At 73.1% G+C, this 26473-nt stretch carries 26 protein-coding genes; 11 read left to right on the forward strand and 15 right to left on the reverse strand.

Annotation, left to right across the window (positions count from 1 at the left end):
• Window positions 1-85: 85 nt before the first annotated feature.
• The 4 genes from ACZ4Z4_RS24415 to ACZ4Z4_RS24430 all read right to left on the reverse strand — a co-directional run bounded on the left by ACZ4Z4_RS24415 (window position 86) and on the right by ACZ4Z4_RS24430 (window position 4034).
• Window positions 86-1183 carry an acyl-CoA dehydrogenase family protein gene (locus tag ACZ4Z4_RS24415; protein WP_468330958.1) on the reverse strand — a complete coding sequence of 366 codons (1098 nt, stop codon included), beginning with the start codon at window positions 1181-1183 and terminating at the stop codon, window positions 86-88.
• Window positions 1180-2367 carry an acyl-CoA dehydrogenase family protein gene (locus ACZ4Z4_RS24420; protein ID WP_468330961.1) on the reverse strand — a complete coding sequence of 396 codons (1188 nt, stop codon included), beginning with the start codon at window positions 2365-2367 and terminating at the stop codon, window positions 1180-1182. The genes ACZ4Z4_RS24415 and ACZ4Z4_RS24420 overlap by 4 nt, the downstream gene beginning before the upstream one ends.
• Window positions 2364-3332 carry an NADPH:quinone oxidoreductase family protein gene (locus ACZ4Z4_RS24425; protein WP_468330964.1) on the reverse strand — a complete coding sequence of 323 codons (969 nt, stop codon included), beginning with the start codon at window positions 3330-3332 and terminating at the stop codon, window positions 2364-2366. Before ACZ4Z4_RS24425 ends, ACZ4Z4_RS24420 begins: the two co-directional genes overlap by 4 nt.
• 99 nt (window positions 3333-3431) lie before the next feature.
• On the reverse strand, window positions 3432-4034 hold the full coding sequence (locus ACZ4Z4_RS24430; protein ID WP_468330967.1) for a helix-turn-helix domain-containing protein: 603 nt from the start codon (window positions 4032-4034) through the stop codon (window positions 3432-3434).
• A gap of 176 nt (window positions 4035-4210) precedes the next feature.
• Here ACZ4Z4_RS24430 and ACZ4Z4_RS24435 point away from each other — a divergent pair, with 176 nt between their 5' ends.
• Together ACZ4Z4_RS24435 and ACZ4Z4_RS24440 are read left to right on the forward strand one after the other, a co-directional pair.
• Window positions 4211-5233, forward strand: a complete 1023-nt coding sequence (locus ACZ4Z4_RS24435; protein ID WP_468331491.1) for an NAD(P)/FAD-dependent oxidoreductase — start codon at window positions 4211-4213, stop codon at window positions 5231-5233.
• Window positions 5234-5414: 181 nt separating this feature from the next.
• A complete protein-coding gene (locus ACZ4Z4_RS24440; protein WP_468330969.1) occupies window positions 5415-6311 on the forward strand; it encodes an SDR family oxidoreductase in 897 nt (298 codons plus the stop codon).
• Window positions 6312-6388: 77 nt separating this feature from the next.
• Here ACZ4Z4_RS24440 and ACZ4Z4_RS24445 read toward each other — a convergent pair whose 3' ends face one another.
• From ACZ4Z4_RS24445 to ACZ4Z4_RS24455, 3 genes are all read right to left on the reverse strand, one after another.
• Entirely contained in the window at window positions 6389-7222 is an 834-nt protein-coding gene (locus tag ACZ4Z4_RS24445) for an enoyl-CoA hydratase/isomerase family protein (RefSeq protein ID WP_468330972.1), read from the reverse strand.
• Window positions 7223-7279: 57 nt separating this feature from the next.
• The gene (locus ACZ4Z4_RS24450) at window positions 7280-8041 is read right to left on the reverse strand and encodes a PIG-L deacetylase family protein (RefSeq protein ID WP_468330974.1); all 762 of its coding nucleotides are present in this window, start codon (window positions 8039-8041) and stop codon (window positions 7280-7282) included.
• A 70-nt stretch (window positions 8042-8111) separates the two neighbouring features.
• Window positions 8112-9413, reverse strand: a complete 1302-nt coding sequence (locus ACZ4Z4_RS24455) for an alpha/beta fold hydrolase (RefSeq protein WP_468330976.1) — start codon at window positions 9411-9413, stop codon at window positions 8112-8114.
• Between the two features lie 197 nt (window positions 9414-9610).
• Between ACZ4Z4_RS24455 and ACZ4Z4_RS24460 the strand changes: the two genes are divergently transcribed.
• From ACZ4Z4_RS24460 to ACZ4Z4_RS24475, 4 genes are read left to right on the forward strand one after another with little or no spacing between them, the layout of a single operon-like run.
• Window positions 9611-10372, forward strand: coding sequence for a (Fe-S)-binding protein (locus ACZ4Z4_RS24460; protein ID WP_468330978.1), 762 nt, complete (start codon window positions 9611-9613; stop codon window positions 10370-10372).
• Entirely contained in the window at window positions 10369-11850 is a 1482-nt protein-coding gene (locus ACZ4Z4_RS24465) for a LutB/LldF family L-lactate oxidation iron-sulfur protein (protein ID WP_468330980.1), read from the forward strand. The genes ACZ4Z4_RS24460 and ACZ4Z4_RS24465 overlap by 4 nt, the downstream gene beginning before the upstream one ends.
• Window positions 11847-12497: a LutC/YkgG family protein gene (locus ACZ4Z4_RS24470; protein ID WP_468330981.1), complete on the forward strand. Its 651-nt coding sequence runs from the start codon at window positions 11847-11849 to the stop codon at window positions 12495-12497. Before ACZ4Z4_RS24465 ends, ACZ4Z4_RS24470 begins: the two co-directional genes overlap by 4 nt.
• Before the next feature lie 22 nt (window positions 12498-12519).
• Window positions 12520-13683 (forward strand): ABC transporter ATP-binding protein, encoded by a 1164-nt coding sequence (locus ACZ4Z4_RS24475; protein ID WP_468330983.1) that lies wholly within the window; start codon window positions 12520-12522, stop codon window positions 13681-13683.
• A gap of 81 nt (window positions 13684-13764) precedes the next feature.
• Here the strand turns inward: ACZ4Z4_RS24475 and ACZ4Z4_RS24480 are convergent, their stop codons facing one another.
• From ACZ4Z4_RS24480 to ACZ4Z4_RS24490, 3 genes are read right to left on the reverse strand one after another with little or no spacing between them, the layout of a single operon-like run.
• Entirely contained in the window at window positions 13765-14709 is a 945-nt protein-coding gene (locus ACZ4Z4_RS24480) for an ABC transporter substrate-binding protein (RefSeq protein ID WP_468330985.1), read from the reverse strand.
• Window positions 14706-15389 carry an ABC transporter permease gene (locus tag ACZ4Z4_RS24485; protein ID WP_468330988.1) on the reverse strand — a complete coding sequence of 228 codons (684 nt, stop codon included), beginning with the start codon at window positions 15387-15389 and terminating at the stop codon, window positions 14706-14708. The genes ACZ4Z4_RS24480 and ACZ4Z4_RS24485 overlap by 4 nt, the downstream gene beginning before the upstream one ends.
• A complete protein-coding gene (locus ACZ4Z4_RS24490) occupies window positions 15386-16072 on the reverse strand; it encodes an ABC transporter permease (RefSeq protein ID WP_468330991.1) in 687 nt (228 codons plus the stop codon). Before ACZ4Z4_RS24490 ends, ACZ4Z4_RS24485 begins: the two co-directional genes overlap by 4 nt.
• 287 nt (window positions 16073-16359) lie before the next feature.
• On the opposite strand from ACZ4Z4_RS24490, the gene ACZ4Z4_RS24495 reads away from it, so the two are divergent.
• The gene (locus ACZ4Z4_RS24495; RefSeq protein ID WP_468330995.1) at window positions 16360-16986 is read left to right on the forward strand and encodes a hypothetical protein; all 627 of its coding nucleotides are present in this window, start codon (window positions 16360-16362) and stop codon (window positions 16984-16986) included.
• A gap of 199 nt (window positions 16987-17185) precedes the next feature.
• A complete protein-coding gene (locus tag ACZ4Z4_RS24500; protein ID WP_468330998.1) occupies window positions 17186-18382 on the forward strand; it encodes an NAD(P)-binding domain-containing protein in 1197 nt (398 codons plus the stop codon).
• Window positions 18383-18413: 31 nt separating this feature from the next.
• On the opposite strand, the gene ACZ4Z4_RS24505 is transcribed toward ACZ4Z4_RS24500, so the two are convergent.
• The gene (locus tag ACZ4Z4_RS24505; RefSeq protein WP_468331001.1) at window positions 18414-18998 is read right to left on the reverse strand and encodes a TetR/AcrR family transcriptional regulator; all 585 of its coding nucleotides are present in this window, start codon (window positions 18996-18998) and stop codon (window positions 18414-18416) included.
• A 107-nt stretch (window positions 18999-19105) separates the two neighbouring features.
• Between ACZ4Z4_RS24505 and ACZ4Z4_RS24510 the strand changes: the two genes are divergently transcribed.
• The 3 genes from ACZ4Z4_RS24510 (at window position 19106) to ACZ4Z4_RS24520 (ending at window position 21268) form a co-directional block, all read left to right on the forward strand.
• Window positions 19106-19969 carry a class I SAM-dependent methyltransferase gene (locus tag ACZ4Z4_RS24510; RefSeq protein ID WP_468331004.1) on the forward strand — a complete coding sequence of 288 codons (864 nt, stop codon included), beginning with the start codon at window positions 19106-19108 and terminating at the stop codon, window positions 19967-19969.
• Between the two features lie 75 nt (window positions 19970-20044).
• Entirely contained in the window at window positions 20045-20488 is a 444-nt protein-coding gene (locus ACZ4Z4_RS24515; protein WP_468331007.1) for a hypothetical protein, read from the forward strand.
• Between the two features lie 108 nt (window positions 20489-20596).
• Window positions 20597-21268, forward strand: a complete 672-nt coding sequence (locus ACZ4Z4_RS24520) for a DUF3105 domain-containing protein (RefSeq protein WP_468331010.1) — start codon at window positions 20597-20599, stop codon at window positions 21266-21268.
• 102 nt (window positions 21269-21370) lie between these two features.
• On the opposite strand, the gene ACZ4Z4_RS24525 is transcribed toward ACZ4Z4_RS24520, so the two are convergent.
• From ACZ4Z4_RS24525 to ACZ4Z4_RS24540, 4 genes are all read right to left on the reverse strand, one after another.
• Entirely contained in the window at window positions 21371-22669 is a 1299-nt protein-coding gene (locus tag ACZ4Z4_RS24525; protein WP_468331013.1) for an MDR family MFS transporter, read from the reverse strand.
• Entirely contained in the window at window positions 22666-23805 is a 1140-nt protein-coding gene (locus ACZ4Z4_RS24530) for a PLP-dependent cysteine synthase family protein (RefSeq protein ID WP_468331016.1), read from the reverse strand. Before ACZ4Z4_RS24530 ends, ACZ4Z4_RS24525 begins: the two co-directional genes overlap by 4 nt.
• A gap of 593 nt (window positions 23806-24398) precedes the next feature.
• On the reverse strand, window positions 24399-24845 hold the full coding sequence (locus ACZ4Z4_RS24535) for a hypothetical protein (RefSeq protein WP_468331019.1): 447 nt from the start codon (window positions 24843-24845) through the stop codon (window positions 24399-24401).
• Between the two features lie 141 nt (window positions 24846-24986).
• The gene (locus tag ACZ4Z4_RS24540; protein WP_468331022.1) at window positions 24987-26333 is read right to left on the reverse strand and encodes an aminotransferase-like domain-containing protein; all 1347 of its coding nucleotides are present in this window, start codon (window positions 26331-26333) and stop codon (window positions 24987-24989) included.
• Window positions 26334-26473 lie beyond the last annotated feature (140 nt).

Consider the following 26473-nt stretch of genomic DNA (forward strand, 5'->3'; position numbering starts at 1 on the left):
CTCGCAATTATGCACCACCTCATGGCGGTGTAACCGCGCAGCCCGCACCTGGTAGGTGCGGGCTGCATCAAAAGGGGTGCGCAGGTCAGGGCGCCTGGAGATCGACCAGCTCCGCGAGCGCCTCGCGGTGCGATCCCGCCGTGCCGTAGGCCACCGAGTCCGCCTTGGCGCGCTTCAGGTAGAGGTGGACGGGGTGCTCCCACGTCATGCCGATGCCGCCGTGCAGCTGTAGCGCCTCCTCGGCCGCGCGGACCGCCACCGGGGCGGCGTAGGCCTGGGCGAGGGCGGCCGCCACGTCCGCGTCGGCGCTGCCCGTGGCGAGGGCGTCGGCGGCGTTGCGGGCGGCGGCGCGGACGTTGACGACCTCGGTCCACAGCTGGGCGAGCCGGTGCTTGAGCGCCTGGAAGGAGCCGACAGGACGGTTGAACTGGTGCCGCTCCTTCGTGTGGCGGACCGTCTCCGTCAGGCACCACTCCGCGATGCCCAGCTGTTCCGAGGTGAGCAGGGCGGCCCCGGCCCGCAGGCCCCGCCGTACGGCCGCTGCCGCCTCCGCGTCCCGGGACAGCTCACGCGCGCGTGCCCCGTCGAAGGTCACCGTGGCGAGCGGCCGGGTGAGGTCCAGGGAGGTCCGCGGGGTGACGGTGACGCCGTCCTGCGCCGTGTGGACCGCGTAGAGCCCGCCGTCGGCGGGGACGAGCAGCACGTCGGCGCCGACCGCGTCCGCGATGCCGGTCACCTCCCCGTGCAGGGCACCTTCCTCGTGGCGTACGCCCTTGACGGGGGCGCCAGGAGCGACGGCGAGGCCCACGGCGAGCGCGCCCACGGTGCGCCCCGCGGCGAGCGCGCCGAGCAGCTCGGACGCCTCGCTCCCCCCGCAGCCGAGCAGCGTCTCCGTGGCGACGACGGCACTGGTGAGATAGGGCACGGGCGCCACCGAGCGGCCCAGTTCCTCCAGCACGACGGCCGCTTCGCGGTGCGTGGCGCCCTGGCCGCCGAGCTCCTCGGGGACGAGGAGTCCGGCCAGGCCCATGCCGTCGGCGAGCGCCTTCCACAGCTCGCGGTCGAGCGGTTCGGCGCTCTCGGCGCGCGCGATGACGGTCGCGGCGTCGCACCGGTCGGCGAGCAGGGCCCGCACGGCGGAGCGCAGCGCCTCTTCCTCTTCGGAGTACAGCAGGTCGCTCATCGCGCGAGGTCCTTCCAGGCGACGTCCTTGTCGGTGCGCGGCTCGGCGGGCAGGCCGAGGACGCGCTCGGCGACGATGTTCAGCAGGACCTCGCTGGTCCCGCCCTCGATGCTGTTGCCCTTGGAGCGCAGATAGCGGTAGCCCGCGTCGCGGCCGGTGAAGTCGACGATCTCGGGCCTGCGCATCGTCCAGTCGTCGTACAGCAGGCCTTCCTCGCCGAGGAGTTCGACCTCCAGGCCGCTGATCTCCTGGTTGAGGCGGGCGAAGCCGAGCTTCATGCCGGAGCCCTCGGGCCCCGGCTGGCCCGCGACGAGCTGCTGGCGCAGCCGCTCCCCGGTGATCCTGGCCACCTCCGCGTCGACCCAGAGCTTGAGGAGGCGCTGGTGGAGGTCGTGCGTGCGCAGCTCGGGGCGGTCGCGCCAGGCCTTGGCGACCGGTCCGATCATGCCGCCCTCGCGCGGGATGCGCATGCCGCCGATGGAGACGCGCTCGTTCATGAGGGTGGTCTGGGCGACCTTCCAGCCGTCGCCGACCGCGCCGAGCCGGTGCGCGTCCGGGATGCGCACGTCGGTGAGGAACACCTCGTTGAACTCGGCCTCGCCGGTGATCTGGCGCAGCGGCCGCACCTCGACGCCGGGGTCCGTCATGTCGCACACGAAGTACGTGATGCCCCGGTGCTTGGGCACGTCCGGGTCGGTGCGGGCGATCAGGATGGCCCAGCGGGCGGTGTGGGCGCTGGAGGTCCACACCTTCTGGCCGTTGACCACCCAGTCGCCGGTCGTCCCGTCGCGGACGGCGCGGGTGCCGAGCGCGGCCAGGTCGGAGCCGGCGCCCGGCTCGCTGAAGAGCTGGCACCACACCTCCTCGCCGGTCCACAGCGGGCGCAGGAAGCGCTGCTTCTGCTCCTCGGTGCCGAAGCCGAGGACGGTCGGCGCGGCCATGCCGAGGCCGATGCCGATGCGGCGCGGCTCGTTGTCGGGGGCGCCCGCGGCCTCCAGCTCGGCGTCCACGACGGCTTGCAGGGAGCGCGGCGCGCCGAGTCCGCCGAGGCCCTCGGGGTAGTGCACCCAGGCGAGGCCGGCGTCGAAGCGGGCCTTGAGGAAGTCGGCGCGGTCCGTCGCGGCGGGCGGGTGCGCGGCGAGGAACTCCTGGGTGCGGGTGCGCAGTTCGGCGGCGTCGGTCATGCGGCACCCCCGTGCGGCAGGACGACGACCCGGCCGGTCGTGACGCCGTCGGCGACGCGCTGCACGGCGGACGCGGCGTCGGCCATCGGCACGCGCTCGCTCACCAGCGGCTTGATGGCGCCCTTGGCGGCGAGCTCGGACAGCTCCTCGTGGCAGCGCTGGATCAGGCCCGGGTCCTTGGTCTTGTACAGGCCCCAGTGCAGGCCCACGATCGAGTAGTTCTTCACGAGCGCGTGGTTGAGCGCGGGCGTCGGGATGGAGCCGCCGGCGAAGCCGATGACGACGATCCGGCCCTCGAAGGCCACGCACTTCGCCGACTTGGCGTAGGCGTCGCCGCCCACCGGGTCGTAGATCACGTCGGCGCCGCGGCCACCGGTCGCCTCCTTGACGGCGGCGATCACGTCGTCCGTACGCCGGTCGAGGACGAGGTCGCAGCCGAGTTCGCGCGCGACCGCCGCCTTCTCCGCGCCGCCGACGACGCCGATGACCCTGGCGCCCGCGGCCTTGCCGAGCTGCACCGCGGCGCTGCCGACGCCGCCCGCCGCCGCGTGCACGAGGAGGGTCTCGTCCGCCCGGAGGTGCGCGCGGCGGTGCAGGGCGAACCAGCCGGTCTGGTAGCCGATGTGGAGGGCGGCGGCCTCCGCGTCGTCCAGGGCGTCCGGGGCGGACAGCAGGGCGGCCGCGTCCGCGACGGCGTACTCGGCGAAGCCGCCGTACGGCAGCACGGAGTTGGCGATCACCCGCCGGCCGTCCTCGGTCTCGCCGCAGATCTCCATGCCCGGCGTGAACGGCATGGCGGGCCTGACCTGGTACTGGCCCCGGCAGAGCAGCGCGTCCGGGAAGTTGATGTTCGCGGCGCGGACCTTCAGCAGCACCTGCCCCTCATCGAGCGGAGGGCGGTCCGCCTCGGCGAGGCGCATCACCTCGCCCGGCTCGCCGTTCTCGTGCACTTGCCATGCCTGCATGCGGGGCCTCCACGGGGCTGTCGTAGACCGTGCTCGTCCGCATACTAAGCGGTCGCTTGCCCCAGGGGAACAGTCCGCGGAGCCCTGGATGCCGGACTCTCAGCCCTTACGGGTCGGCCTCGCCCGCACGTGCATGCGCTCCCCCTGCGGCCCGAAGAGGCTGAGGAACTCGGCGCCCCCCTCGCTCGTGGCCCCGAACCAGTGCGGGACCCGCGTGTCGAACTCCGCGGCCTCACCCGGGCCGAGCACCACGTCGTGGTCGCCGAGGATCAGGCGCAGCTTTCCCGACAGCACGTACAGCCACTCGTACCCCTCGTGGGTCTGCGGCTCCGGGGCGGCCGCGGTGCGGGCGGGCTCGACCACCTTGTAGGCCTGGAGGCCGCCGGGCTGCCGGGTCAGCGGCAGCATGGTGCGGCCGTGCCGGACGATCGGCTTGGCCCGCACGCGCGGGTCGCCCACGGGCGGGGCGCCGACCAGCTCGTCCAGGGGCACCTGGTGGGCGCGGGCGATCGGCAGGAGCAGTTCCAGGCTGGGCTTGCGGTGGCCGGACTCCAGGCGGGACAGGGTGCTGACCGAGATGCCGGTGGCGGCGGACAGGCCGGCGAGGGTGGCGCCGCGCTCCTTGCGGATGCGGCGCAGCCGGGGGCCGACCTCGGTGAGGACCTGATCCATCGCTTCGGGCTCTGCCGTCTCTTCGCTCATGGGGAACATCATGCCTCCTCTTGCGGAAACAGCAAAGGCACTTGTCGATATCGCACCACCGGGGTGATGGTCTCAGTGGAGATGGCCACCGCGCCCGAGTACGTGGCGAGAACGTGCCCGGGAGCGTGGCCGAGAACCCGAGCGAGAGGCGGACCGTCATGCGGACGATGGAGAAGATGCCGGACCAGGGCTACGACGTGGTGGTCGTCGGCGGCGGCACGGCGGGGCTGAGCGCGGCGCTCGTGCTCGGCCGGTCCCGCAGGCGGGTCCTGGTGGTCGACGCGGGCGAGCCGCGCAACGCGCCCGCCGCCCACATGCAGGGCTACCTGTCACGCGACGGCATGCCGCCTGCCGAGTTCCTCGCCGAGGGGCGCCGGGAGCTGGAGCGGTACGGGGTGGAGGTCGTGCGGGGCCGCGTGTCGGCCGTGGCGCCGGACGGTGCGGGCGAGTTCGAGGTCGCCCTCGCCGACGGCGGGGCGGTGCACGCGCGCCGGATCGTCATGGCGACGGGCCTCGTGGACGAACTGCCCGCCGTGCCGGGCGTCGCCGAGCGCTGGGGCCGTGACGTGCTGCACTGCCCGTACTGCCACGGCTGGGAGGTGCGGGACCAGCCCTTCGGCGTCCTCGCCGGCGACCCCTTCAACAGCCACCAGGCGCTGCTCGTCACCCAGTGGTCCAAGGACGTGACACTGTTCCTGCACACCGTGCGGGACCTGCCGGACGCGGAGTGGGAACGGCTCGCTGCCGCCGGGGTCCAGGTCGTGGAGGGCGAGGTCGCGGGCCTGGAGGTCGAGGACGACCGGCTGACGGGCGTGCGGCTCGCCGACGGCCGGGTCTTCCCGCGCCGGGTGCTGTTCGTCGCGGCGAAGCCGGTGGCCCGGGAGGGCGGCCTCCTGACCGCACTCGGCGCGGAGTTCAAGGAGACCCCCTTCGGCCCGTACCCGACCGTGGACGAGACCTTCCGCACCACGGTCCCGGGCGTCTGGGCGGTCGGCAACGCCGCGGCCCCCATGGAGCAGGTGATCAACGCGGCGAGCGCCGGCTACCGCGCCGGACTGACGATCAACGCGGAGCTCGTGATGGCGGACATCGACGCAGCGGCCGCCCGCCGCCGGGCGGGGGTCTTCACCCCGGAGGGCGAAGCGGAGGTGGCGCGACTGGTGACGGAAGCACGCACGCACGAGATCGCGGGGGGCTGACGCAGACCGAAGGCACCGCTGTCGTCGATGCACCGGCCGGTGGCCGAATGCCTGTGGTGGTGGCCGGGAGGTGTGGAGCTTTCACGCGGTACGAGGTATCGATGCGCGCATGACGCATGGTGGGGCGGGCGACGAGGCGGAATGGCATGGTGCAAACGGGGCCTTGAGGCCGGGCGATGCGTTGCCCGGCCTCCCTCCGCCTCCCCCCGCGGGAGCGACCGCCCTGCCGCCCGGCACCTACGACGGGAGCGTCGTCCTCGTCACCGGAGGCGGGACCGGCCTCGGCAAGGCCATCGCCGCGGAGTTCGCGCGGCTCGGTGCCGATCTGGTGATCGCGAGCCGCAAGGAGGACCGGCTCAAGGCGGCGAGGGACGAACTGGCGGCGCTGGGCGGGCGCGTGACGACCGCGGTGTGCGACATCCGGGACGCCGACCGCGTCGCGGACGTCTTCGACGCCGCGCAGGAGGCGTACGGCCTGCCGGACGTCCTGGTGAACAACGCCGCCGCCAACTTCCCCGTCCCCGCCGAGGACATGTCGCCGAACGCCTGGCGCGCGGTCGTGGACACCACGCTCACCGGCACGTTTCTGATGACGCGCGAGTTCGGCCGCAGGCATCTGGCCGGGGGCGCCGCCGGCTCGGTCATCGACGTCGGGGCGTCGTACGCCTGGACGGGCGGCCCCGGCTTCGCCCACAGCGCGGCGGCCAAGGCAGGCGTGAAGAGCCTGGTGGAGACCCTGGCCGTGGAGTGGGGTCCGTACGGCATCCAGGTCAACGGCCTGGTGCCGGGCCTGATGCCGCACGACGACATGACCGACGACATCCGCGGCACCCTCGACCGGGCCAGCGACAAGGCCGGCCGTCAGCCCGCCCTCCGCGTCGGCCTGCCCCGCGAGCTGGGCTGGGCGGCCACCTTCCTCGCCTCCCCGTACGCCCGCTTCATCACGGGCCACACGCTGGTGGTCGACGGCGCGAACTGGCAGCGCAGAGCGCTGGTGAACCCACAGGTGGTGCCGGTGCGGGAGCAACTGGGCCTCCCCGCGCCCCCCACTCCCCCTGGCCACCCCACCTCCCCCTGACTCCCCACCTCCCCCTGGCCACCCCACCTCCCCCTGACTCCCCGCCCCCCCTGACTCCCCTATTTCCCCTGACTCCTCTATTTCCCCTCGAACAGAGCCGCCCGCTCAGCCGCCTTCGCGCCGTACCCCTCGCGCGAGTCCTCCGACGTGAGCGTGATCGCCGCGTTCATCGCGACGCGGTCGAGCGCCCCGGCCATCCCCGCGTCGGCGTACGCGTCGATGCCGCGCTTGATGCCCTGGACGGCCAGCGGCGCGTTCGCGGCGATCTCGGCCGCCAGCGCGTGCGCCGTCCGCGCCAACTCACCGATAGGTACGACCTGTTGGAGCAGCCTGAGCCGCTCGGCCGTGGCCGCGTCGATCCTGCGGCCGGTGAGTGCGAGCAGCTTCGCCCAGCCGGCGCCCGCCTCGCGGGCGATGCGCAGGTCGCCGCCCGCGTCCACCGCGACGCCGAGCTGCGCCTCGGGCAGCGCGAACACCGCGTCGTCCGCCGCGATCCGCACGTCCGCCATCAGCGCCAGTTCGAAACCGAAGCCGAGGCAGTACCCCTGGACGGCCGCGACGACCGGCTGCGGCAGCTGAGCGAAGACGCGGAAGCGCTCGTGGACCCAGCGCATCGCCTCGTAGTAGTTGCGGGCGCGCTCGGCGCCGGAGCGGCCCGTGATCGCGCTGCCCGGCGCCGTGATGTCGATGCCCGCGCAGAAGGCCCGGCCCTCGGCGCGCAGCAGCACCGCCCGGATGGAGTCGTCGAACCGGATACGGTCGGCGAACAGGCCCAGTTGGCGCGTGGACTCCCAGCTCCACGCGTTGAGCCTGCGCGGGCGGCAGAGAGTGAGGATGCCGAGCCCGTCCTCGACGTCCAGGCGCAGCCGCTCCTCACCCCGTGGGATGTCCGTGCCGGTGGTGTCGATCATCCACGCCCCCAAAGGCTCGGCCTTTCCCTGACGAGCCGTCAGGTTAAGGGTGCGGGCTCACCGGCTGAAGACCTCGAACCCCACCGCCGGCCTTCCGCCGAAGCGCGGCGCCAGCGCCTGGGCGTTGCCCGTGAGGAACGAACGGCAGTACTTCTCGGGGTCCTCGTCGGTCAACGCCTCGATGTACGTGCGGTGTTCGAGGAGGGAGGCCACCGACCGGTCGAGGCCCGCCGTCGCGTCCGCCGCGTGCGTGGGCGTCGACGAGCCGGCCACCGCGACCCACCGCACGCCGTCCCAGGGCTCAAGGCCCTGCTCCTCGATCAGCTCCGGGAAGATCCAGCGGTTGCCCGCGTCCGCCGCGGCGTCCAGCGTGGCGCGGCCGACCGCCACATGGTCCGGCGTGTTCCAGGCGACGCCGCCCCACGTGTCGCGGTGGTTGAGCGTGATGACCAGCTCGGGGCGGTGTCTGCGGATCGCGGCGGCGATGTCGCGGCGCAGCGCGATGCCGTACTCGACGACGCCGTCCTTGTGGTCGAGGAACTCCACGGCGTCCACGCCGACCACGGCCGCGCTCGCCCGCTGCTCCCGCTCGCGCAGCGGGCCGCAGGTGGCCGGGTCGAGCGTGTCGATGCCGGCCTCGCCGCGGGTCGCCAGGAGGTACGTGACCTCGCGGCCGCCGTCCGTCCAGCCGGCGATCGCCGCCGCGCACCCGTACTCCAGGTCGTCCGGGTGGGCGACGACGGCGAGCGCGCGCCGCCAGTCCTCGGGCATGGGAGTGAGCTGGTCGACGGGGGTGGCTGAATGCTGCGGCTCGGTCATGATGGGCAGCTTAACCCCGGGGTCCGACAACGAGTTGGGCGTCGGTGGGCGCCACCGGCCCGGCCGTGCCTCAGGCCTCGCCGCGTGTCAGCGCGAGGAGCCGGTCGAGCACGCGCGGACCGCTCACCCGCAGCCCGTCGTGCTCGAACTCGTCGGTGACCCAGGTGCGCAGGCCCCGGACGGCGCGGGCGGTGCGCAGGGAGTGCTCCGTGTCGACGTACAGGTCGTCGTGGTAGATCGCCGCCGCCACCGGCACCTCGTTCGCGGCGAGGCGCTCCGTGTCGTACAGGCGGGGCCAGCCGGTGCGCTCGGCGAGCAGGTCGGCGGTCTCGCGCAGCGGGCGCAGCGCGGGGTCGGTGTCGAACATCCAGCGCTGCACGGCCTCCCCGGTGAACAGCAGCGGCGCGTCGCCCGCCAGCGTCTTCTCCGCGTCGAACTGCGGGAACTCGGCGCGTGTCCGCTCGGCCGACCAGGCGGTGGGGCGCTCGCCCTGGGCGTAGATCGCCTCGTGCAGGACCGCGAAGAGCGGGTTGCCGGCGTACGAGAGGGCGGCCTGGACGTTCTCCTGGAAGGCGTCGGAGAGCGCGAATCCGGCCGGTGTGCGCACGAAGGCGTCCTCGATGAGGTAGTGCAGCCGGTGGCTGCCGTCGCCCGCGCCGAGCAGGATGCCGAGGGACTGGAAGGCCTCGACGGTCAGTTTGTAGCCGCCGTTCAGGACGGGCTCGTGCTCGGCGAGGTGGGCGGCGATGCGGCGGGCCCGCTCGACGTCCTGCGGGTAGCGGGCGTAGTGCGCGGCGGTCTTGCGCTCCATGCGCGGGTAGGCGGCGCGGTACACGTCGTCGGCGTGGCCGTCGAGCGTGGGCAGGCCGCCGGTGATCAGTGCGGTGGACAGGCCCTCGGGCGCCGCCGACAGGTAGTGGGTGGCGCAGAAGCCGCCGAAGCTCTGGCCGAGGACGGTCCAGGGGGCGCCGCCCGTCACCTCGGCGCGGATCGCCTCGCAGTCGCGGACGATGGAGTCGGCGCGGAAGTGGGCGAGGTAGTCGGCCTGTTCGCGGGGGCCGCCGCGCAGGGGCAGCGTCTGCCGGTTGGCGGGGGTGGAGCTGCCGGTGCCGCGCTGGTCGAGGAGGAGGACGCGGAAGTCGTCGAGTGCGCGGTCGAGCCACGACTCCCTGCCGTTGAAGCGGGTCGCCCCGAAGCCGGGGCCACCGGTCAGATACACGAGCCAGGGCAGGTCCGCGCCGCCCTTGGACGCCGACACCACTTCGCGCGCGAAGACCTCGATCCGCTCCCCCGCCGGGTCGCCGTGGTCGAGCGGCACGCTGAAGCGGCGGTCGGTGAGGACGACTCCGGGCTGGCGGTACGTGGTGGTCAAGGCTGCTCCTGGACGACGTGGCGGGTACGCGTGTTCGGGGCCCAGTCCAGCACATGGGCCGGGTCCGCGAGACGGGCCCCTCGCTCGCAGGACCGCCCCCGCCGCACTGCGGACAGCGCGGCGGCACGGCCCGTTGGCGGGACGCCGGGGCGCGCGTACGCTGCACCCATCCGATGATCGACTAGGAGGAACCCGCGATGCGTGTCGCCCTGTTCCTGACCTGTGTCAACGACACGCTGTATCCGGACACGGGTCGCGCGGTGGTGAAACTGCTGACCAGGCTGGGAGTCGACGTCGACTTCCCGATGGCGCAGACCTGCTGCGGGCAGGCGCACTACAACACCGGCTACCGCCATCAGACAGAGCCGCTCGCCCGGCATTTCTCCGATGTATTCGGGTCCGACGCGTACGACGCGGTGGTGACGCCGTCGGGGTCGTGCGGGGCGATGGTGCGGGAGCTGTACCCGCGCATGGGCGCGCGGGCCCGCGCCGAGGGCCGTGGCGAAGGGCTCGCGCGCACGCTCGCCCCCGTCGTCCCCAAGACGTACGAGCTGACGGAGTTCCTGGTGGACGTCCTCGGAACCACCGATGTCGGCGCGTACTACCCGCACACGGTCACGTACCACCCGACCTGCCACGGGCTGCGGTCCCTCGGTCTCGGCGACCGGCCGACCCGGCTTCTCCGTGCGGTCAGGGGTCTTGAGCTGGTGGAGCTGCCCGGCGCCGAGGAGTGCTGCGGCTTCGGCGGCACCTTCGCCGTGAAGAACTCCGATGTCTCGGCGGCGATGGGCGCCGACAAGGTGCGCCACGCCGAGTCGACCGGAGCCGAGGTGCTGTGCGCGGCGGACAACTCGTGCCTGATGCACATCGGCGGCACCATGACCCGGCTGCGCACGGCCGTGCGCCCCGTCCACATCGCGGAGATCCTGGCGAGCACGGAAGAGGAGCCCCTGTCATGAGCGGTACGCCCGGCACGTATCTCGGGATGCCGGCCTTCCCGGCGGCCGCGCGCGAGGCGGTGGGGGACACGACGCTGCGCGCCAACCTCCGGCACGCCACCCACACCATCCGCGACAAGCGGGCCCGCGCCGTCGCCGAGCTGGACGACTGGGCCGCGCTGCGCGAGGCGGGCCGGCAGATCAAGGACCACACGCTGCGGCATCTGGACCACTACCTGATCCAGCTGGAGGAGTCCGTCACGGCGGCGGGCGGCACCGTCCGCTGGGCGGCCGACGCCGACGAGGCCAACCGCATCGTGACCCGGCTCGTCCGGGAGACGGGCGAGACCGAGGTCGTCAAGGTCAAGTCGATGGCCACACAGGAGATCGGCCTCAACGAAGCCCTGGCAGCCGAGGGCATCCACGCCTACGAGACCGATCTCGCCGAACTCATCGTGCAGCTCGGCGACGACCGCCCCTCGCACATCCTGGTCCCCGCCATCCACCGCAACCGCGGCGAGATCCGCGACATCTTCGCGCGCCGGATGGGCCGTTGGGGCCGACCGGCCCCCGACGGGCTGACCGACACCCCGGCCGAGCTCGCCGAGGCGGCCCGCCTGCACCTGCGCGAGAAGTTCCTGCGCGCCAAGGTCGGCATCTCCGGGGCGAACTTCATGGTCGCCGAGACCGGCACGATGGTCGTCGTGGAGTCGGAGGGCAACGGCCGGATGTGCCTGACCCTCCCCGAGACGCTGATCTCCGTCGTCGGCATCGAGAAGACCGTCCCGGCCTGGCGCGACCTGGAGGTCTTCCTCCAGATGCTCCCCCGCTCCTCGACGGCCGAGCGCATGAACCCGTACACCTCGATGTGGACCGGCACCGCCGACCAGGACGGCCCCCGCGCCTTCCACCTGGTCCTGCTCGACAACGGCCGCACCGACACCCTCGCCGACGAGGTGGGCCGCCAGGCCCTGCGCTGCATCCGCTGTTCCGCGTGTCTCAACGTGTGCCCGGTGTACGAGCGGGCGGGCGGGCACGCGTACGGCTCGGTCTACCCCGGCCCGATCGGCGCGATCCTCAGCCCGCAGCTCCGGGGCACCGGCAGCGAGATCGACGCCTCCCTGCCGTACGCCTCCTCGCTCTGCGGCGCCTGCTACGAGGTGTGTCCGGTCGCCATCGACATCCCCGAGGTCCTCGTGCACCTGAGGGAGCGGGTCGTACAGGGCGGCGAGGTCACACGGGGCGGCAACAAGGTGACGCTGAAGCCCGCCAAGGGGCACACGGCGGAGCGGGCGGCGATGCGCGCGGCGGGCCTGGCGTTCGCCCGCCCCGGCGCACTGCGCGCGGGCCAGCGTCTCGCGTCGCGCACCCGGCGGCTCCATCCACGCACGCTGCCGGGGCCGGGGCGGGCCTGGAGCGCGACCAGGGACCTGCCGGAGGTCCCGGCGGAGCCGTTCCGCGACTGGTGGCGGCGGACGAACGGAGGAGCGGCGAAGTGAGCAGCAGGGACCGGATCCTGGGCCGGGTGCGCCGCGCCCTGGCCGACGTGCCGAAGGACACCCCCGTCGCGTACGAGGACGCGGTCGGGCGCGGTTATCTGCGCGAGCACGGCAGCCGCGGCACCGCACAGACCGTCGACCTGCTCGCCGAGAACCTCGCGGACTACCGCGCGATCGTGCACCGCACCACCCGCGCGGAGCTCCCGGCGACACTCATGCGGCTGCTCGCCGGGCGCGGTGCGCGGACCGTGCTGGTGCCGCCGGGGCTGCCGCCCGGCTGGCTGGCCGAAGCGGACCCGGTGCGGGTCCACGACCGGGCCGCGAGCACGCCGCAGGAGCTCGACCGGGTCGACAGCGTCGTGACCGGCTGCGCGGTGGCCGTCGCCGAGACCGGCACGATCGTGCTCGACGGCTCCCCGGACCAGGGCCGCCGCCGCATCACCCTGGTGCCGGACCACCACATCTGTGTCGTACGAGTGCCCGACCAGGTCGTCGCCTCCGTGCCCCGGGCGCTCGAACGGCTGGACCCCGCCCGCCCGCTCACCTGGATCTCCGGTCCCTCCGCGACCAGCGACATCGAGCTGGACCGCGTCGAGGGGGTGCACGGTCCGCGCACCCTTGAGGTGGTGCTGATGAGCGGTGAGTGACGGGCGCGGCTAGCGTGAGGACATGATCCGGTTCGAGCAGGTGACGAAGCGTTACCCGGACGGCACGACGGCCGTGGACGACCTCTCCTTCGAGGTCGCCGAGGGCGAACTGGTCACCCTCGTCGGCCCCTCCGGCTGCGGCAAGACCACCACGATGATGATGGTGAACCGGCTCATCGAGCCCACGTCGGGCCGGATCTTCGTGAACGGGGAGGACATCGCCGGCGTCGACCCGGTGCGCCTGCGCCGCCGCATCGGCTACGTCATCCAGCAGGTCGGCCTCTTCCCGCACCGCACGGTCCTCGACAACACGGCGACCGTCCCGGCCCTGATCGGCTGGAAGAAGGCGAAGGCGCGGGCCAGGGCCGCGGAGCTGCTCGACCTGGTGGGCCTGGACCCGAAGACGTACGGCTCCCGCTACCCCGAGCAGCTGTCGGGCGGCCAACGGCAGCGCGTGGGCGTGGCCAGGGCGCTCGCCGCCGATCCGCCGGTGCTCCTGATGGACGAGCCGTTCGGCGCGGTCGACCCGGTGGTGCGGGAGCAGTTGCAGGACGAGTTCCTGCGGATGCAGGCCGCCGTCCGCAAGACGGTGCTGCTCGTCACGCACGACATCGAGGAGGCCGTCCGGCTCGGCGACCGCATCGCGGTGTACGGACAGGGGCGCATCGAACAGTTCGACACGCCGGGGGCGGTGCTCGGGGCGCCCGCGACGCCGTACGTCGCCGAGTTCGTGGGCGCCGACCGGGGGCTGAAACGGCTCTCCGTCACCGAGATCCAGACGGACGACCTGGAGGAGCCGCCGCTCGCCCGCCTCGACGAGCCCGCCGCGCAGGCCGCCGCCCGGCTGCGCGCGGAGGAGGCGCGCTGGGCCGTCGTCCTGGACGCGGCCGGTGATCTGCACGGCTGGGTCGGGGTCGACGAGGTCGCGCTGGCCGGCACCGGCGGCACGGTCGGCGACCTGGCGCACCGGATGAACTCGTGGGTACCGGTCGGCGCCCCGCTCAAGCAGGCGTTCGGCGTGATGCTTCAGCACGACGCGGGCTGGGTCGCCGTGCTGGACGGCGCCCGCTTCCTGGGTGTCCTGACCCCGGCGAAGCTGCACGAGGCGCTGCGGCGCTCGGTGGACGCGGATGCGCAGGGCGTGGCGCGGGACGAGGTGGAGTTCGACTCGGTCGCCGATGCGTAGGCGCTCCGCTGGTGGGGCGGTTTCCTGCCTGCGGGCTGTTTGTGGCTGGTCGCGCAGTTCCCCGCGCCCCTGACGGGGCGCTTACAGCAGGCCCTTGTTCTCCAGATACGTCCGCGCGACGTCCTGTGGCAGGCGGCGCCAGCTGTCCACCTGTTCGTTCATGGCGGCGAGGTCCGCCGTGGTCAGGACGGGGTTGAGGCGGCCGAGCGCGGTCGCGACGCCCTCGCTGCCCGCGCGGGAACGGTTGACCACGGGTACGAGGTAGTCGGCGTTCTGGAGATGCTTGTCGTCCTTGAGGAGCACCAGGCCGAAGTCGTCGAGGGTGGCGTCCGTCGACGTGGTGAGCACCATCTGGTCCTGGCCGCCCTGCACGGCCTTCTTGGCCTGGGTGGTGCCGACGCCCTTGGGGTCGACCCGGGTGATGTCGATGCCGTACACCTTCTTCAAGCCCGGTGCGCAGTACGGGCGTTGTACGCATTCGTCGCCCGCGGCGAGACGGACCTTCAGGCCGGACCTGCCCAGGTCGCTGAGCGTCCTGAGCTTGTGCCGCTCGGCGTACGACGCGGCGACGGCGAAGGCGTTCTGGTCGACGGCCTTGCCGGGGTCGAGGACGGTCAGGCCGCGTGGGGCGGCGAGGCGGCGCAGGGCCTGCATGGTCGCGTCGAGGTCGGGCGAGCCGACGGGCCGCGCGTCGGCGCCGTTCTTCTTGGCGTTGAGCCAGTCCGCGAAGGTCGCCGCGTATTCGGGGACGACGTCGATCTGGCCGGATTCGAGGGCGGGTTCGTAGAGCTCGCGGTTGGCGACGGACAGGATGCGGGTGCCGTATCCCGCCTTCTTCAACAGCAGCGCGTACATCTGGGCGAGGAGGTCGGACTCGGTGAAGCCCGCGGAGCCGACGACGAGGTTCTTGCTGTCGCCCGGCGGCGCGGTGACCTCGCCCCGGTTCTCCAGCGAAGGTCCGGTCGCGCAGCCGCCGAGGAGCAGGAGGGCGGCGGCGCCGCCCGCGATGCCTGTACGCCGCCTCATCCTCCGGTCCTCCCCCGGCTCCGCGCCCACCCCGGCGCGCACCGTTCCGCGACCTCGAAGGCGCCCTCGACGAGCAGCGCGAACACGGCGACGAGGACGGCGCCCGCCACGACCTGCGGGGTGCTCGCCAGGTTGAAGCCCGCCGTGATGATCCTGCCGAGTCCGCCGCCGCCCGCGAGCGCGGCGATGGTGGCGGTGGCCACGAGCTGCACGGCGGCGATGCGGACCCCGCTGAGCACCAGCGGCAGCGCGAGTGGCAGTTCGACGCGCCACAGCATCTGCCGCCCGGTCATCCCCATGCCGCGCGCCGCCTGCACGACGCTGCGGTCGACGCCGCGCATGCCGACGTACGCGTTGGTGAGCAGCGGCGGTACGGCGAACAGCACGAGCGCGACGACGGTCGGCCCGTCGCCCCACTTGCCCAGCGGGGTGAGGAGGAGCAGGACGAGGACCGCGAAGGTCGGCACGGCGCGTCCGACGTTGGAGATGTTAACGGCGAGCGCGCCGCCCTTGCCGAGGTGGCCGAGGACGAGCGCGATCGGCAGGGCGATGAGGCAGCTGAGCAGCAGACAGACGACGGTGAGGACCAGGTGCTGGGTGAGCCGGTGCCAGATGCCGTCGTCGCCGGCCCAGTGCGCGGAGTCACCGAGCCACGCCCAGGCGTCGCCGAGTGTCTTCATGCGCGGCCCGCCCGCGCTCTCTCCCACGGGGTGAGGACGCGCTGCACGCCGAGCAGCAGCACATCGGCGGCGACGGCGATGCCGACGCACAGTACGGACGCGGTGAGGACCTGCGCCTTGAAGTACGTGTTCATGCCCGTGTAGATCAGGTTGCCGAGCCCGCCGAAGCCGACGATCGCGCCGATGGTGACGAGGGAGACCGCGGAGACGGTGGCGATGCGGAGCCCGGCCATGGCGGCGGGCAGGGCGAGCGGGAGTTCCACCGTGAGCAGGAGGCGGATCGGGCCGTACCCCATGCCGCGGGCGGCCTGCCGGGTGTCCTCGGGGACGGCGCGCAGGCCCGCGAGGATGTTTCGCACGAGCAGGGTGAGGGAGTAGAGCACGAGACCCGCGACGACGAGCGACGCGGAGAGCCCGTACACGGGGAGCAGCAGGGAGAACATCGCGAGCGAGGGAATGGTGTAGAGCACGGTGGTGAGCGCGAGGACCGGCCCCGCGGCCCACCCCCAGCGGCGGGCGAGCACGGCCAGCGGCACCGCGACGACGAGCGCGATGAGGACGGAGAGGCCGGTCAGCTGGAGGTGCTGGACGACCGCGTCGAGCAGGATCTGGCGGCGGGTGCTCAGGTACTCACCGCAGATCCACTCGTTGCGCGCGAGGCAGTCGTCGGGAGGCACGGTCACCTGTCCATTCAAGGGGGAGGTGCGGGGTGGCGGCGCGTTGGGCTGACCCGAGCGGGTCAGTCGGGCTTCGGCGCGCTCCGCCAGGGCCGGCCCGGGAACGCGAATGTGAACCCTCAACTCCCTTACGCCGGTGCGGAGTTACTGTTCACAGACGGCTCGCGGCACGTGACAGCGGCGGTCTGACGCCGCATGATGGGTGAGTCATGGAGACTTCGGGACCGACGCCTCGCTATCGGTCGCACGGCGGCCGTGGGCCGGGCGGGCGACTGCGGGAGGGCGCGCGTCCGGTGGAACTGGCGCGGTCTCTCGTCTTCTCCCTGACGAGCGCCCTCCTCGCCGTGGCCGGCTACCACTTCGCCTTCGGCTCGACGGCCTCCTGGGACGTTCGGGCGGTGGCGGCCACCGTCCTGTTCTGCGCCGCGCAGGCCGCCGCCTCACGGTGGCCGGAACCGGCGCGCGGCGCACAGGGCGCGGGCGCCCAGTCCGGTGGCATCCGGCGCGCCGCCCGGCGCGACGGCGGGGGCACCACCGCCCGGCGCGACACCGACCGCGCCGCCCGACGCGACGCGACGCACGACACCCGACGCAAGGCCCCACACGACGCCCGGCGCCACACCAGGCACGTCACCCCGCGCCCCGTCAGCCCCGTAAGCCGCATCAACCACGTCAGGCACACCGCCCGGCGTCGGCCCACCGCGGCCCGCGGCCGTCTGGCGCGGATGCTGCGTCTCCTGTGGACCCTCCTCGCCCGGCTGCTGCGCCCCTTCCGCGCACCGTTGCCCGCCGCGCTGCCGCGGCCGGTACCGGCCCCTCGCGTGGGGCGGCCGGTCCGCGCGCCCTCTCTCCCCCTCCTCCTCGCGGACGCGGTCGTACGGCGGGGTCCGCCCGCACGTACGCCGCTCGCCCTCGTCTGACCGGAGCCGAAACGCGTTGCGCGCGTCACCCGCGTGACCCGCGCCACGTGTGCCGTACGCACCGGCCAACGCGGACGGGAGCGGCCCCGGCACACCTGCCCTCCCACCCCCGACTCCGCACCTTCCACAGCGATTCCGGTGCCGCCGCCCGAGCCCCGCCCGTAGAACGCGCGCCGCGGCGGCGCCAGGAGGGACCTCCATGTCCAAGACCGTCGTCGTCATCGGCGCGGGCCCGTACGGCCTGTCCGCCGCCGCACATCTGCGGGCGCGCGGCCTGCCCGTCCGCGTCTTCGGTGCCCCCGTGGCGAACTGGGCCCGGCGCATGCCCGCCGGCATGCTGCTGAAGACGCCGTCCGCCGCGTCCGCGCTCGCCACCCCGCGCGAGGGCTTCACCCTCCACGACTACTGCCGCGAGGCCGGTGAGCGCAGGCCGGGCGAGCACGACCCGGTGCCCGTCGGGCTCTTCATCCGGTACGGCGGGTGGTTCAGGGAGCGGCTGGTGCCCCGCGTCGAGGACGAGCGGGTGGCGGCGGTCGACCGGGGAGCGGACGGCTTCCGCGTCAAGCTGTCGTCGGGCGAGGTGCTGCGGGCCTGCGCCGTGGTCGTGGCCACGGGCCTCACGGGGTTCGCCCGGCTGCCCGCACCCCTCGCGGCGGCCGTGTCCGGGGCGCCTGCGGCCCTCGGCCGGATCTCGCACAGTTCCCAGCAGACCGATCCGCGCATGTTCGCCGGGCGCAGCGTGACCGTCGTCGGGGCGGGGCAGTCCGCTCTGGAGAGCGCGGCCCTGCTCCACGAGGCGGGCGCCGCCGTCCAGGTGCTGGCCCGCGGCGCGCGCGTACGGTTCGACGCGCCGCCGCCGTCCGGCCCGCGGTGGCGGCCCGACAGCCCGGCAGGCCGGTCCTGGGCGCGGTACGGCCTGACCCGCCACCCGGCCGCCTTCCGCCGGCTGCCCGCGGGCGCCCGGCTCCGGCTGGCCGAGCGGGGGCCGCGGCCGGGCGGGGCGTGGTGGCTCAAGGAGCGGTTCGAGGGCAGAGTGCCCGTCCTCGCGGAGCGGTCGATCACGGCGGCGGACGCGGACGGGGCCGGCGTCACCCTCCACACCACGACACCGGACGGCGGCACGCACACCGTCACGTCCGACCACGTCCTGGCCGCCACCGGCTACCACGTCCACGTCGAGGCACTGGACTTCCTCTCCCCCGAGCTCCGCGCGGACCTCCGGCGGACCGGCGGATTTCCCGCCCTGGACAAGGGGTTCGCCTCCAGCGTGCCGGGCCTGCACTTCACCGGACCACCGGCGGCCGCGAGCTTCGGACCGGCGATGCGCTTCGTCAGCGGCACCTGGTTCGCGGGCCCCCGCCTCACGAGGTCGGTGGCGGCCTGCTGCGACGACTGAGCACGGTCGCCGTGCGCTGGACGTGACCTGCTCACCCGGAGAGGAAGAGAGCGACCAGCCGTTCGATCTGTTCGCGGGGGTCCGGGGTGCCGGCCCAGCCGGTCATGAGGAGGTGGTGGACGGTTCCGACCAGGGCGAGCGCCATCGTGGCGGTGTCGGTGCCCGCCGGGAGGCGGCCGAGCCGGAGCTCGGCGTCCAGGTAGGCGGCGAGCGACTCCTGGATCGCGGCGAAGCCCGGCGCACCCGCGGCCAGCGCGTCACGGATCTGCCGAGAGGTGGTGTGGCTGGTCATGGCCAGGCCGACGACCCCGGGGTCGAGGGAGTCCAGGAGTCCGAGCGCCACTCCGTCGAGGTTCGCGGCCACGGTGTCCCGGCCCGCCCGCCCGGGAAGCCCCTGAGCCGCTGCCGCGGCCCGCGCGAACCGGTCGAGCACCAGCTCGGCGACGAACGCGTCCACCCCGCCGAAGTGCGTGTGCAGCACCCCTTTGGCGCAGCCCGCCTCAGTGGTGACGGCCCGGCTGGTGAGCCCCGCGGCCCCCTCGCGGGCGACGATCCGCTCCGCGGCGTCGAAGAGCCGCTCACGAAGGTCGGGAATCGCGACTCCACGCGGCGACATGACTTCTCCTCAACACCCGTACGCCAGACAGACCCCCATTGCCAGAATGGGCGCTCGCCCATACTGTTTGGGCGAGCGCCCATTCTAACGTCGCCGGGGGGCAGACAGTGCGAAACATCGTCAACACCGAGCAGGCGCAGGCATGGAACGGTTACGAGGGGGACCACTGGGCCCGCAACCAGGACCGCTGGGACGCGGTGAACGAAGGCCTGAACTCCCCTCTCCTCGACGCCGCCGGCATCCACTCGCACGACCGCGTCCTGGACATCGGCTGCGGCGCGGGTCAGACCACCAGGCTGGCCGCACACCGGGCGAGCGGCGGCCACGCGCTGGGGCTCGACCTGTCGGCACCGATGCTGGAGCGGGCCCGCGCCACCGCCCGGCGGGAAGGCATCACCAACGTCTCCTTCGAGCAGGGCGACGCCCAGGTCCACGCGCTTCCACCCGCCGCGTACGACGTCGCGATCAGCCGCTACGGCGTGCTGTTCTTCGCGGACCCGGTGGCGGGCTTCGACAACATCGCCCGTGCACTGCGCCCCGGTGGGCGCGCGGCGTTCCTCTGCGGCGCGTACCCCGAGGAGAACGAGTGGCTCCGGGCCTTCACCGAACTGCGCGACCTCCTCCCCGTCGGAGGCTTCGGCAAGCCCGGCGGTCCTGGCATGTTCTCCCTGGCGGACGCCGACGACACCTGCGAGATCCTCTCCGCCGCCGGATTCGACGACGTCGCGGCAACACGCGTGGAGGCGTACGGAACTTGGGGACGTGACGCCGCCGACGCCGCGCACTTCCTCCTCGACTCCGGCCCAGGACGCCACCTGACAGCCCGGACCACCCCCGAAACCCGCACCCTCGCCCACCACCGCCTGACAGAAACCCTGCGCCCTCACGAGAAGGACAACACCCTGCGCCTGCGCAGCACGGCGTTGCTGGTGACGGCGGTACGCGGGTCGCGGACCGGCGCCGTCGCGTAGCGGCACCTGGTGCGCGGGGCGGCAGGGTGGGGTGCCCGTCGATTCCACGGTGCGCCATCGCTACGATGCGCTGCGATGAGACAGTCGCAGTGGACCGGAGCCGCCCGGCACGCCTTGTGCCGCGTCGCGTCGGCCGCTGCGCTCGTCTCCCTCGTGGCCGCGTTGTTCATGTGTCTCGGACCCGTCACGCCCGAAGGGCATCACCGGGAAGCCGGACGCACGACGGCCACCACCGGGACGCCGGCCGGCTCCGGGGGGTCGGCCGTCACCACCACAGCGCCGTCCTTCGACGATCGCGTGCCGCGCGTGAAGGACGCCGACTGCCCGCGGAATGAACGGCATTGCGCGCCCGCCGGCCACAACGTACGAGCGGTGCTCAGCGCGGGCAGTCCTTCGCTGACGGCTTTCGACCGTCCGGCTCCCTACCCCCAGGCACTTCCGGTGCCCGGCCCCGCGGTCGAGCAGCCCTCGGACCGCGGCTCTCCCGATCTCCAGATGCTCCAGGTGCAGCGGACCTAGGCGGATCCCGGCAGGGCGGCCCGTGTCTTCGGCCTGCCCCGCACAGGCGTCCCCCGACACCGCCACCACCGCCGCGCCCCCGTGCCGCGGCGGGGACAAGGAACACCCATGGCCAAGGCCAAGGCCCACAAGCCGAACAAGAAGGCGGCCGCCGCCGAGCGCAGAGCCCGCCTGGAGGAGATGCGCCGCGCGGAACAGGCGCGCGAGCGCCGGAACCGCATCATCACCGTCACCGTCAGCACAGTGATCGTGGCCTCGCTCATCGGCTTCGGCGCGTACGCCATCAACCGTGCCAACGACAAGGAGGAGCAGAACGCCGCCGCGGCCAAGAAGCCCGTGCGGGGCGAGATGACGTGGGACGCGAAGAAGCTGGGCCGTGACCACGTCACCAAGACGGTCGACTACCCGATGACGCCGCCGGTCGGCGGCGACCACCACCAGGCCTGGATGACCTGCGACGCCACGGTCTACGAGAAGCCGATACCGAACGAGAACGCCGTGCACTCGCTCGAACACGGCGCGGTCTGGGTCACGTACAACGACAAGGCCCCCGCCGCCGACATCAAGAAGCTGAGCGACAAGGTCTCCGGGACGCCGTACAGCTTGATGAGTCCTGTCACCAAGCAGCGGAGCCCCATCATGCTGTCGGCCTGGGGGCATCAGCTGACCGTCGACAGTGCCGCCGACCCGCGGGTCAAGGAGTTCTTCAGCAAGTACGTGCAGGGCCCGCAGACACCGGAACCGGGCGCCGCGTGCACCGGAGGCGTCGACTCCGCGTGAGCTGCCGGCCCGGTGGACCGGGGACCTGTTGACCAGCTGACCTGGATCCGGCCGACGCGCGGAGCTGGTGCCGCGCGCCGGCCGAAGGCCCGCTCAGGTCAGTCAGGTCGCGGCAGGCTGCGCGCCGGCGGCCGGGCGGGTCAGGCGTCCCGCCCGGTGCAGCCCGTGCAGGGAGCCCGCGCAGCCGAGGCCGACGACGAGCAGCGCCAGCCAGGGCAGCGCCGACATCCCAGCCTCCCTGGCGGCGTCGAGGACGGCCCCCGTCAGCAGATTCCCCACGGTGATGCCGACACCGCAGATGGTGTTGTAGAGGCCGTAGTGGGTGGCGACGAGCCGGTCACCCGACAGCTGGACGATGGTGTCCATCTCGAAGGGGTACGTGATCATCGTGCCGAGCGCGAGCAGCAGCGCGGCCAGCATCGGCGGTACGGCGGCGAGCAGCCACCGGCCGACGCCTCCGCCGGGCACCGGCAGCGCCGTCGCGGCGAGAAGCGGCACGAAGGCGCACCCCATGCACAACAGCCCGCGCACCAGGGCCTGTCCGGGCGTCAGCCGTTCCTTGCACCAGGCCGTGACACGCGTCTGTCCGAGGATGGTGGTGAGGCCGGACACCGCGAAGAGCAGCGCGACGGCGACGGTGCCGGACCCGCCGTCGCCGCCGAGCCGCCGCACCTCCAGGGGCAGCGCCAGATAGACCTGGAAGGTCAGGACGTACGAACCGATCATCGCGGTCGAGAAGAGCAGGAAGGCGCGGTTGCGCACGACGCCGCGCCACTGCGCGACGATGCCGTCCCCGGCGGCCGTCCCGCGGTCCGCCGCGTCGTTGCCCCTGCGGGTGGGCAGCGCGCGGATCTGTACGACGCTCAGGAGCGCGAAGATCGCCGCCGCGACCAGGCAGGTGATCCTGAAGTCGACGCCGGTCAGCAGCATTCCGACGAGCGGGCCCAGCAGGATGCCCGCCTGGTAGAAGACGTTGAACAGCGCGAACGCCTCCACGCGGCGCTCCCCCGCGTCGGCGGCGAGATAGGCGCGCGTTGCCGGGTTGAACAGTGCCCCGGCGAACCCGGTGGCCGCCGAGGCGACGAGCAGCGCCGGCACCGAGTCGACGAGGCCGAGCGTGGCGAAGCCGACGGTGCGCAGGACGCATCCGGCGACGATCAGCGGCTTGTAGCCGAACCGGTCGGCGAGGGTGCCGCCGACGAGGAACATGCCCTGCTGGCTGAAGTTGCGTACGCCCAGGACGAGTCCGACGAGCCAGCCGGCGAGGCCGAGTGTGCCGGACAGGTGTTGGGCGAGGTACGGCATCAGCATGTAGAAGCCGAGGTTGATGGTGAACTGGTTGGTGAGGAGCAGCCGGACGCTCCGGTCGTAGGAGCGGAACTGGGTGAGGGTCGCCTTCACCGCGCCTCACCTTCGGCGGCCTCGTGCCCGTTCGGTGCGGCGAGCGGGTCGTGGACGACGGCGCAGCGGGTCCAGCGGCTGACCTCCTTCTCGTCGGGGCTGTCCACGACGTCCGGTTCGGGTGCCGGAGGTCCGTCCAGGAGGCCGTGTTCGGCGCAGTACGCGTCGTCGTAGACGGTCTCCAGGTAGCGCTGCGGCCCGTCGGGGAAGACGCCGACGATACGGGCGTCGCGCGGGAGCGTGCGGGCGAGCCAGCCCGCCACCAGCGCGACGGCGCCGACGCTCCAGCCGCCGGTCGCGTAGTGGGACGTCGCCAACTTCCGGCAGGCCCAGACGGCTTCGGCCGGTGCCACCCAGTGCACTTCGCTGAAGTGCTCGTACGCGACGTTGCGCGGGTAGATGCTCGACCCGAGGCCACGCATGAGGCGGGGGCGGGCCGGCTGGCCGAAGATGGTCGAGCCGACGGTGTCGACGCCGACGAGGCGCAGTTCGGGGTAGAGCTGCCGCAGGACGCGGGAGATGCCGGCGGAGTGCCCGCCGGTGCCGACGCTGCACACCAGTACGTCGATGTGGCCGAGCTGCGCGGCGAGTTCGAGGGCCAGGGGGGTGTAGGCGGCGACGTTGTCGGGGTTGCCGTACTGGTCGGGGCACCACGATCCGGGTTCCGCCGCGAGGAGTTCGGCGACGCGGTCACGACGGGCCTGCTGCCAGCCGCCCGCCGGGTGCGGCTCGGGCACCATGTCGACGGTGGCGCCGTGGGCGGCGAGCAGCCGGGTCATGGACGGTTCGAGTCCGGGGTCGGTGACCAGGGTGACGGGGTGCCCGTGGACCGTACCGGCCAGTGCGAGCCCGAGGCCGAGGGTGCCGCTCGTCGACTCGACGATGCGGTGACCTGGCGCCAACTCGCCGCGTACGCGGGCGCGTTCGACCATGTGGAGCCCGGGGCGGTCCTTGATGCCACCCGGGTTGAACCCTTCCAGCTTCGCCCAGAAGCCGCGGCCCGGCGGGGTGAAGGGCTGGGAGACGTGCAGGACGGGCGTGTTCCCGACCAGGCCGGGGAGGGTGGAGCCGAGAGGGGCAGGGGTGTGAGGGGCAGGGGTGAGAGGGGCGGAATCGTGTGCGACGGGAGAGTGCATCTCTTCGCTTCTTCGCTCTCATTCGAGGGGGGTGGACGCGTACGGAGGGCTCACGACGGCCCCTATATGCGCCATCTGCACAGCGAGTGGAGAGCGGTACGGCCACCGCCCGGCGCCGCCCTCGGGGCGGCTCCACAGGCGCGGAGCACAGAGGCCCCCACGGCGTCCGAGGCCCGTGTCGCGCCGACAGTGAGCGGAGGAAGACGGGTGGACGACTGTGCGGCGGATCCCGCGCCGGAGCCGGGTTCGTGACAGTGGTCGGGCGAAGCGGGCACATCCAACACAGCCGCCACTCCACCGCCTTCGCCCCCGCCTCCGGCTTCGGCTTCGGCTTCGGCTTCGGCTTCGGCGACCGTGTGCCACGCGGTGGGCGCGAGCGGCGCTCGGTGGGCATGGGCTTGCCCACCGGCACACGCGATCACCGCGGCCGATAACAGAACGTACAAGACGTTACGGATGAGCGGCGTGTTACGGGTGAACAGCCGAGGCAGCACGAATCCTCCACGCGGCAGCTGCCCGGCCGGGGCACGGGTGCGGAACGCGTGCCGTCTGCGGCCGGAACGAGGACAGACCGGTCAGGGAACCGGGCAGGCCTAAATGCGCAGAATCGTGGAATCGGCCGAGTGCGCTATCGGGATGACGAAGTCCCGGCCCGCGACGCGCTGGGCGGACGCCGACGCGGGAACGCCGTCCTGCGCCTGCGGGTCGAGCGGGGAGAGGCAGGGCAGATCGACGCCGGGTCCCTGCGGTGGCTGGCCGAGGGCGCACTCCTCGACGGTGTGCTGCTGCGGATGATCGTGCCGAGGGGCTTCCGGCGCCCGGGCGAAAACCGATCCATCATTCGAGGGGGCGACGCCGGGGGAAACCACCGACGCCGTCACGACACCGCGCTCGACGCCCAGATGACGACTCGTGGTCTCCGAACTGGCCACGTGTGTGAACACCAGTCCGAACAGAAAGAGACCCAGCCCCACGACCCGCCACAGAACCACCGCCGAGCGGCTCCGCCGGGCACCGGAAGGAGACCAGGCCGTCATCACGCCGCGATCCTAGCCCGCCACATCAGCCCCGTCGACCACACCGATTCGGCCGACTGCCCACCGCAGGGAGGCAGATGGATCAGCCCCGCCTCCTACAAATGCCGCGGGCGAAGAGGGAAGGACTCGTCGCTCAGGCAGCCATCAGTCGGTGACGAAGTCCTCCGGGGCGGAGCGGCAGAGGGCGGCGAGGGTGCCGAGTGCCTGGGCGAGGACGTCCGGGCCGGTGGAGGCGAGGCCGAGGCGGACGGCGTTGGGGGCGTGGTTGCCGCCGACGGTGAAGGCGGCGGCGGGCACCACCCCGATGCCGTGCTGCGCGGCGGCGGCGACGAACGTGTCCGCCCGCCACGGGCGAGGCAGTTCCCACCAGCAGTGATAGGAGCGCGGGTCGCTCGTCACGGTGAACCCGGCCAGGTGCCGCGCCGCGATCTCCTGACGTACGGCCGCTTCCCGCTGTTTGGCGGCGACCAGCTTCCGCACGGTGCCGTTCCGCTGCCAGCGGTGGGCGGCCTCCAGCGCGAAACGCATGGGACCCCAACCGCCCGACCGCAGGGAGGCGGCGATCTCGTTCGTCAGCGCGGGCGGCGCCACCACGAAGCCGAGGGTCAGCCCCGGGGCGATGCGCTTGGAGAGGCTGTCGATCAGAACCGTCCGCTCGGCGGCGCAGGCGGCAAGCGGCGGCAGCTCGTCGCGCAGGAACGCCCAGATCGCGTCCTCCACCGCAGTGAGCCCGAGCTTCCCCAAGACCTCGGCCAGGTGCTCGACCCGCTGCTGGGACATGCTGGACGAAAGCGGGTTGTGCAGCCTCGGCTGCACATAGACCGCATGGAGCGGCGCCGCGGCGTGCGCCTCCTCCACGGCCTCCGGGAGCAGCCCGTCGTCGTCCATCGCCAGCGGGACGAGGGTGATGCCGAGCCTGGCGGCCACAGCCTTGATGACGGGATACGTCAGCTCCTCGACGCCGAGACGGCCCCCCGGCGGCACGAGGGCGGCGACGACGGCGGAGAGAGCCTGCCGTCCATTGCCCGCGAAGAGGATGCGAGCGGGGTCGGGGCACCAGCCGCCGCGGGCGAGCGTGTCGGCGGCGGACTCCTGGACGGCCGGGACGCCGGACACGCCCACCGGCCGCAGGGCGGCGCCCAGGACGTCCGGGCGGAGCAGCCCGGCCAGCCCGTCCGCGAGAAGCGCCTCCTGCCCAGGTACCGCGGGGTAGTTGAGCTCCAGGTCGATCCGGCCGGCCGCCGGCTCCGTGAGGGCGGGGGTGAAGGTGCTCGCCGCGGCGGGCGTCGCGCGTACGAACGTACCGCGCCCCACTTCACCGACCGTCAGACCCCGGCGGGCCAGTTCCCGATACACGCGTGTGGCGGTGGAGTTGGCGATCCCGTGGTGCCGCGCGAACGCGCGCTGCGTGGGGAGGCGGTCGCCGGGCCGGAGGGAACCGGACGCGATCTCCTCGGCCACCACGTCCGCGACGGCTTGATAGTCCTTCACGACGCGCATTCTCCCTGCCTCGACGGCGACGTCCAGCGACGTGCGGCAACGTCCCACCTAATCACAGCATTGCTATCGGTGCAATTTACCGCTTGCATCGAGCAAGGCAGCTCCATACGCTCCCCTAGCGGCCGCAAACA

It is taken from the genome of Streptomyces sp. NPDC030245 (genome assembly GCF_055572995.1).